This window comes from Mycobacterium sp., from assembly GCF_049280035.1.
Classification (GTDB): Bacteria; Actinomycetota; Actinomycetes; order Mycobacteriales; family Mycobacteriaceae; genus Mycobacterium.
The window spans coordinates 1-6,861 of the sequence record NZ_JBAPPI010000478.1; the positions used below are offsets into that span (position 1 = coordinate 1).

Annotated in this window: 9 protein-coding genes; 3 read left to right on the top strand and 6 right to left on the bottom strand. The window is 65.0% G+C overall.

The window, feature by feature from the left end; all coding sequences use genetic code 11:
- Positions 1-138: 138 nt before the first annotated feature.
- Together WAN71_RS15710 and WAN71_RS15715 are read left to right on the top strand one after the other, a co-directional pair.
- Positions 139-618, top strand: coding sequence for a hypothetical protein (locus tag WAN71_RS15710; RefSeq protein ID WP_422226216.1), 480 nt, complete (start codon positions 139-141; stop codon positions 616-618).
- A complete protein-coding gene (locus tag WAN71_RS15715; RefSeq protein WP_422226217.1) occupies positions 615-1,004 on the top strand; it encodes a thiol-disulfide oxidoreductase DCC family protein in 390 nt (129 codons plus the stop codon). The genes WAN71_RS15710 and WAN71_RS15715 overlap by 4 nt, the downstream gene beginning before the upstream one ends.
- A gap of 1 nt (position 1,005) precedes the next feature.
- Here WAN71_RS15715 and WAN71_RS15720 read toward each other — a convergent pair whose 3' ends face one another.
- Genes WAN71_RS15720 through WAN71_RS15745 form a run of 6 tightly spaced genes read right to left on the bottom strand, consistent with a single transcriptional unit; the run spans position 1,006 to position 5,900 of the window.
- A complete protein-coding gene (locus WAN71_RS15720; protein WP_422226218.1) occupies positions 1,006-2,115 on the bottom strand; it encodes a dihydrodipicolinate reductase in 1,110 nt (369 codons plus the stop codon).
- Positions 2,112-2,732: a TetR/AcrR family transcriptional regulator gene (locus WAN71_RS15725; protein ID WP_422226219.1), complete on the bottom strand. Its 621-nt coding sequence runs from the start codon at positions 2,730-2,732 to the stop codon at positions 2,112-2,114. The genes WAN71_RS15720 and WAN71_RS15725 overlap by 4 nt, the downstream gene beginning before the upstream one ends.
- Positions 2,729-3,502, bottom strand: a complete 774-nt coding sequence (locus tag WAN71_RS15730) for an SDR family NAD(P)-dependent oxidoreductase (RefSeq protein WP_422226220.1) — start codon at positions 3,500-3,502, stop codon at positions 2,729-2,731. The genes WAN71_RS15725 and WAN71_RS15730 overlap by 4 nt, the downstream gene beginning before the upstream one ends.
- Complete coding sequence (locus tag WAN71_RS15735; protein ID WP_422226221.1) at positions 3,499-4,002, bottom strand: VOC family protein; 504 nt, start codon at positions 4,000-4,002, stop codon at positions 3,499-3,501. Before WAN71_RS15735 ends, WAN71_RS15730 begins: the two co-directional genes overlap by 4 nt.
- The gene (locus WAN71_RS15740; RefSeq protein WP_422226222.1) at positions 3,999-4,817 is read right to left on the bottom strand and encodes a glucose 1-dehydrogenase; all 819 of its coding nucleotides are present in this window, start codon (positions 4,815-4,817) and stop codon (positions 3,999-4,001) included. Before WAN71_RS15740 ends, WAN71_RS15735 begins: the two co-directional genes overlap by 4 nt.
- Positions 4,818-4,820: 3 nt before the next feature.
- Positions 4,821-5,900: a dihydrodipicolinate reductase gene (locus WAN71_RS15745; protein ID WP_422226223.1), complete on the bottom strand. Its 1,080-nt coding sequence runs from the start codon at positions 5,898-5,900 to the stop codon at positions 4,821-4,823.
- A 116-nt stretch (positions 5,901-6,016) separates the two neighbouring features.
- On the opposite strand from WAN71_RS15745, the gene WAN71_RS15750 reads away from it, so the two are divergent.
- Positions 6,017-6,861: SDR family NAD(P)-dependent oxidoreductase (locus WAN71_RS15750; RefSeq protein ID WP_422226224.1), on the top strand; the 845-nt coding region annotated here is incomplete at its 3' end.

Sequence of the window (6,861 nt, forward strand, 5' to 3'; positions counted from 1 at the left end):
GACTAGAACGTGTTCTAGCCGGATTGTCCGGGTTCAGCCGAACAACATCCGACCTTGACTACTACATCGCGTAGTAGTACAACGGTGTGTGGGCAGGCAGATGCTTCCTCACCCCTGCACCAAGGACGGTGATCCGCGATGATCGATCAGATTTCGCCGGCACGCGACAAGTCGACTGAGATTCTCCGTTGGGCCGCAATAGCATTCGCCATCGGATTCGGAATCCATGGCCTAGACCATCTGCGCCGAGGCATGTCGGCATCGCCGCCATTCATCATGGTCGGCGGCATGATCCAGGGGCTGTTCGTCGCCGTCGCGGTCGTTATGGCGCTCACCCGGCGGCCCCAACGCCAATGGGCACCGGAAGCGGCGATCGCGGTCGGGTTCGGCAGCGCCGCGGTATTCACCTATGCGCACCTGCTACCGACATTCCTGCCGGGCTACCAGGACAGCTTCATCTCGCCGCCGCACATCAACGTGACGTGGTTCTCCTGGTTTTCCGCCCTGACCGAAATCGGCACCGGCATTGTGTTCGCGATCGCCGGCATCCGGGCACGCCGGTCGGTCGGCGAGGCGTCGGTAATCCCGCTGCCGCCACGGCAGGGCGTCGGGGGATGAACACCAAAGCGGCAGGAACGCTGTTTTTCGACGGAGCCTGCGGAATGTGCACTCGTTCCAGGGATTTGCTGCTGAAGATCGATCGGACTGGAAACCTGCAGACCGAGGCTCTGCAAAGTCCGGGCACCGCGCAGCGACTGGGTATCGCGCCGACCAGCCTGCTGGAATCGGTCCGGTGGCTGGATGCGTCGGGTGCTGTCTACTCCGGTGCAGAAGCGGCCAACGCGGCTGTCTCGGCGGCGATCGGCACCCGAATCCCATTGGCAATCTACCGGATTCCCGGTATCCGCTTCATCGAGGAAGCCATCTACCGATGGGTGGCCGCGAACCGGTACCGCTTTCCGGGGACTACACCGTACTGCCAGTCACACCCGAGCGCCTGCTGAGCTAGAAGGCCGGCACGCCATCGCGGTGTGGGTGCAGCGCACCGACCGGTGAGGTGAGCGGCATGTGCAGCGCGTCAACGATTCCGGGCGCGGCGTCGCAGACCCACGGTATGGCGTTGACCGCGCGCATCCCGGTTGCCAGCAAGCCGTGATCATTGTGGCTTTCACCGCGGCGATGCCCGACTTCGAACTCCGCGTCGAAGCTCGGCTCCCCGTCGATGATGACCCGCCAGATGCCATCGGTTCCACCGGTTCGCCCCTTCGGCCAGTCCGGTGCGAGGTCGTCGGCGATTCGGTCGACGTGCTCGATGGTGATGACGTCGATGCCGTCGACGACGCCGATGCAGCGCGCCCGGGTGGCGCCGACGGTTCCCGCTTCCACGAGTCCGAACGCGGTGGAGATGTCGCGCGGGGTGGCCTGAAACTCGCACGTTTCACGAATGTCGTCCAGGTCGACCCCTAGCGCGTCGGCGACCATGGTGACCGCGGCACCCCAGCCCCATCGCAGGGTGCCGGCTATCTTCAACCCGCCTTGATAGTCGAGCGGCTGGCCGAATCCGAACAGCTCGCGCATATCGTATTCGGCTGGGTACTCGGAGTAATTCGTGATCTCGATGCCACGTACCGAATACACCTTGTGCGACATCGACATCAACGCGATCGGGAACAGGTCAGCGCCGAATCCGGGCTCGATGCCGCTTGAGAACAGCGAACTACCTCCGGCTTCGGCTGCACCGCGGATCGCGTCGGTCACCTTGCCGGGCATCGAGCCGCGCGGGTACACCAATCCGGGTATCGCCGTCGTCACGATGTTCTTGCCGGCGGAGAGGATTCGGCAAAGGTCGCCGATCGCTTCCTTCATCCGCGGTGGTGCCGGCGCAGCGTAGACGACACAGTCCGCATCACCGCCGAGGATCTCCGATTCGTCTTGGGTGGCCGCGACACCGAGCGGGCCAATACCGGCGAGTTCACCGGCGTCCTTCCCGTTCTTGCTATCTGAGTGCACCCAGACGCCAACCAGGTCGAGGTTCGGCCGGTCGGCAATGGTACGAATCGCATACTTCCCGACTCCACCGGTGGCCCACACGGCGACTTTGTAGCTGTCTTTCACGATTTCGACTTCCTTTTCCAGTGCAGACTTTTGACCGCGTCGAGGGCTTCGATGACGTAGAGGTCCAGCGCCCGGCGCTTCTTCGTTGACCGGCGAACCCACTGTTGGAACGCGAAATCGGCCGCCGCGAAGGCAAGTTGGACCAGCAGACCCGGGCGAATATCGGTATCGGGGTTGGCGCCCATCCGGGCGGCGACCAGCTTGGCCGCCCGCTCCCTGTCGGCGGGCGTGTGCATTGTCAGCTTGCCGAGCAGATCAGGGGCGACCAGCAGGGCTTCTCGCCACTCTTCGGTGTCGACCGCGTCGAACGAGCGGGTTCGGGTGATGATGGCGTTGATCAGCGCGACATCCGGCGACTCGGCGGCGGGCCGTTCTTCGAGGAGGCTCACGATGGCGGCGCCGCCGTGACGAACCGGCGCAAGCAACAGTTCCTCTTTCGTCGGCACGTGCCGAAAGAAGGTACGCGGCGAAACGCCTGCGGCCGCGGCGATTTCCTCGGTTGTCACGGCGTCGTACCCGCGTTCGATGAACAGCCGGAACGCGGCTCGCCGAATGTCGGCTCTGATCTGTGCGCGCTGGCGATCCCGCAGCGACTCCGGTCCCCTCGGTTGGGTCATCGAAAGCAGCCGATTCCGCCGTCGACCTGAATCGTCTGCCCGGTGATGAACGTCGCGTCGGTGCTCAGCAAGAACGCCACCAGCGCGCCGACGTCGGTGCGAACGTCGCCGATACGCTTCATCGGAACCCGTGCCACCGCTTTCGCGTAATCGTCAGGGGCATATTGCTTCCACAGTTTGACGCCGTCGGACTCGGCGAACGGGCAGATGACGTTGACGCGGATGTTGTCGCGCCCCCATTCCAGGGCAGCGACCTTCGACAGCCCACGGATGCCTTCTTTGGCGGCCGCGTAACCGCCCCACTTGGGTTCGCCGCCGGTGCCGGTTCCCGAGCCCAGGTTGACGATCGACCCGCCGCCCACCTTGACCATCAGCGGGTACACCGCCTGCATGAGCAAAAACGTCGCCCGCGGACCGACATCGTGGCCGAGCGCCAGGTCTTCGGTGGTGATGTCGACGAATGCCTTGGGCTCGTTGGTGGCGATCGCGTTGTTGACCAGACCGTGTACCGTCCCGAAGGCGTCGACGGCAGCCGCGACGATCCGCCCAACGCTGTCCGGATCCCGCAGATCGGCCACCAGCTTCTCGACCTGGCCGGCTGCGGTGAGTTCAGCGGTTGTCGCTGCCAGCACGTCGTCTTGGATGTCGACGAGCAGCACCGCTGCCCCGCGTTCGAGCAGTGCGGCGGCAATGCCCTTGCCCACACCTTGGGCGGCGCCGGTGACGATGGTGACCTGCCCGCGCATCGAATCGGGGTGGGTGTAACTCACTTGACCGGTCCCATCTGCAATTGCACGCCGCGGTACATCTCGTAGGTGCTGCGCGCGCCGTCAGGCAATTCGATGAACTCCACGGGTGTGCCGTCCGGGTCCTTCACGAAAAACATTCGGACGCCGCCGATCTCGAATGGCTCCTGCTCGGGCTGATAACCGGCGTCGCTGATGCGGCGATGGGTGTCGTTCAGGTCGGTCACCGACAACGACACGTTCTGAATGCCGATGATCCCGCGACGGGCCGGCTTATCCGTGGCGGGATAGGCGCCGAGTGACAGCAGCTCCACCATCAATCCACCCAGCAGGCCGCCCACCACCCTGCCCTCTTGGTTGTGTTTCGCGTGCAGGACGGCGTCGAAAGGCTCGCCGGAGATCAGTCTTTCGAAGACCACCTCCATGCCGAGCAGATCGCGGTAGAACGTCAGCGCGCGATCCATATCGCTCACTCCGACGACGAGGTGGCAAAACGAAACGTCTCCCACGACTGCGTCTGTCATGAGCGCTCCTGTCGGTGGGCCGGTTGCAATGGCGGCGCCGGCAGATCGAACGCTGGCCTGGTGGTACCGCCATCGACGCGCAGCATCACGCCGGTCACCCACGACGAGGCCGGCGACGCGAGATACAGTGCGGCGGAGGCGATGTCGCGCGGGGTGCCGATGCGGGCCATCGGTGTGTTCGATTCGTATTGGGTCCGCAACCTGTCGTCGGACATGACGAAGTCCATCGACTGCGTGGCGACACCGCCAACACCGATCGCGTTGACGCGCACCCGCGGGGCGAGTTCGGCCGCCATGTTCTGGGTCACCATGTTCAACGCCGCCTTGCCCGCGCCGTAGGCAACCATGCAGCTCATCACCATGTCACTCGATCGCGACGACACGTTGACGATGGATCCCGAGCCGTTAGTGTCGACCATCGCCTGGGCGGCCAACGTGCTGAGCAAAAACGGTGCGACGGCGTTGAAATGCAGTGCGGTAGTCAGGTACCGCGCGGAAGTCTGCATCGCCGGTCGCGGCGCGGTTCCGCCCGCATTGTTGACCAGGATCGAAAGCCGCCCGAATTGCCCGACGGTGCTGGACACCAGCCGAACGAGATCGTCCTCGACCATCACGTCGGTGACCACGGCCAGCCCGCGACGACCGGTTTGTTCGATGAGCGCGACGGTGTCGTCGAGGTCGGAGGCGGTACGCGCGGCGACAACGACGTCGGCGCCTGCCTCGGCGAACGCCACCGCAATCTCGCGACCGATGCCCGCACCCGCACCCGTGACGATCGCGACCTGATCGGTGAGACGGAACGCGTCGAGGATCACCGGTTACCTCCCCGCGAGGTTGGCAGCCGGGCGACCGGCGAACAGCGGCACGTCCAGGTAGGTCTTGATGCCGGGCTCGGCGGCGCAGACGTCGGGAATGGCGTTGACGCAATGGTTGGCGGTGGCAACGACACCCGGATTCCGTTTCAGCCCTTCGGCGATCGACGGCGGTTGCAGCCCCTTGAAGGTGAGGCTCACGGTGGGGTCGCCGGTGATCGCCACCTCGAAGCGTTCGCCGCGCCCACCGAAATTCCAATCCGGTTCGAGGTTCTCCTCGCCCATCAGCCAGTTGACCGCCGCGGTGATGACCGGCTCGCCGTCGACGAGGGCCTGCCAGCGGAACCGGCGCGCGGCCACGGTTCCCGGGGGAAGGGGAAATGGGCCGTAGTCGATTTCGGACGTCGCCACGGCGACGTCCTGGATCGTCCTGATGTTCGGATCGATCCGAAATCCCATGTGGTCGGCCACCATTCGCACCGACTGCTTAAAGCCCGCCTCGAGCAGACTGGCCATCGGCCCTTGCATGGCTTCCTCTGGGGTCCCGCCGAAACCCATGATGTGGCGCACGACATCCGGGGCGTTGTAGGTGCGGATGTCCGAGAACTCCTCGGCGCGCACGTGGGTGACCGCGGACGACAGTGAGGACAGCATCAGCGGGAAGCGCTCGGTGATACCACCGGGGTGGATCCCCGAACCGTGCAGAGTCACGCCACCTTCGACCGCGGCGTCGGCGACAGCCTTGTGACGGGAGTTGCCCGGATCGGGGTATACCCAGCCGACGGGAGTGACCACGTTCTTGCCGGACCGCAAAATCGCTATGACCTCTTCGTCGTTGGGGACCAGCGGGCTGTACACCACGCAATCGGCGTCGGTGGCCAGCACCTCGTCGACGCTGGAGGTGGCGGCGACACCCAGCGCAGCGGTGCCGACGATCTCCCCGACGTCGCGTCCGTTCTTGTCGGCGCTGTGCACCCAGCACCCGACCAGCTCGAGCTGCGGGTGATTCAGCACGCATTCGATGGCGGCCTTGCCGACGCCTCCGGTCGCCCACTGGATGACACGAAGCTTGGACCGACTACTCATCGTTGACCTCCCGGATGGACAGCGCGCGGCGGTTGGGGCCTTTACACCCCGAGCACTGCAATGGCAGAGTATGACCGAATGGCAGTTACTGTCAATAACACGGAAGGGTCGAAGCGGTGGGAATCCTCAACGGCAAGGTCGCGATCGTCACCGGAACCAGCCGCGGCGTGGGCGTCGGCATCGCCCATGAATTGCTGCGCGCCGGTGCCACTGTCGTCGGCTGCTCGCGCTCGGCGCTGGACACCATCCCCGGCATCGACGCAGGCTGGGCGGCGCGCGCCGCACAGCAGGTGTGCGACCAAGGCGATTACCGCTCGATCGACTCTTTTGTCAGCGCCGTCGTGGCCGCACACGGCCGGATCGACATCCTGGTGAATAACGCCGGCGGGACCGTCCCGGCACCGCACGCGGAGAGCATTCCCGGACTCGTGCAACGCATCCAGGGCGCACCACGCAGCGACGACGACTACGAACGCACGGCGCTCTTTCACGCCTATGCAGTGCAGATGAACCTGATCAGCCCACTCTGGTTTGCCATCCGCGCGTATCGGCAGATGGCGACACAGGACGGAACTGGTTGCATCATCAATATTTCCAGCGGCGCCGGGCATCCGGCGGGATCACCGACGCTGGTCTCCTACGGGGCGGCCAAAAGCGGGCTCAACCATCTCACCCGGTCGCTGGCCGAGGAATGGGGGCCCAAGGTCCGGGTGAACTGTGTGGCACTCGGGCCGACGATGACGGAGAACTTCCGGTCGTTCGTGCTGCCCAAGGACGATCCGACCGGCGAAAAGTACTTCGCCGCCGTCCCGTTGCGCCGCGCCGGCGAACCTGCAGAGGTAGGCCGGGTGTGTGTCTTTTTGGCCGGCGGAGACGCAGACTTCGTCAATGGCACGACCATCGAGCACGACGGCGGCATGCTGCCCGGTGTGCTCTACGACGCAGGCCTGAAGACAATCAC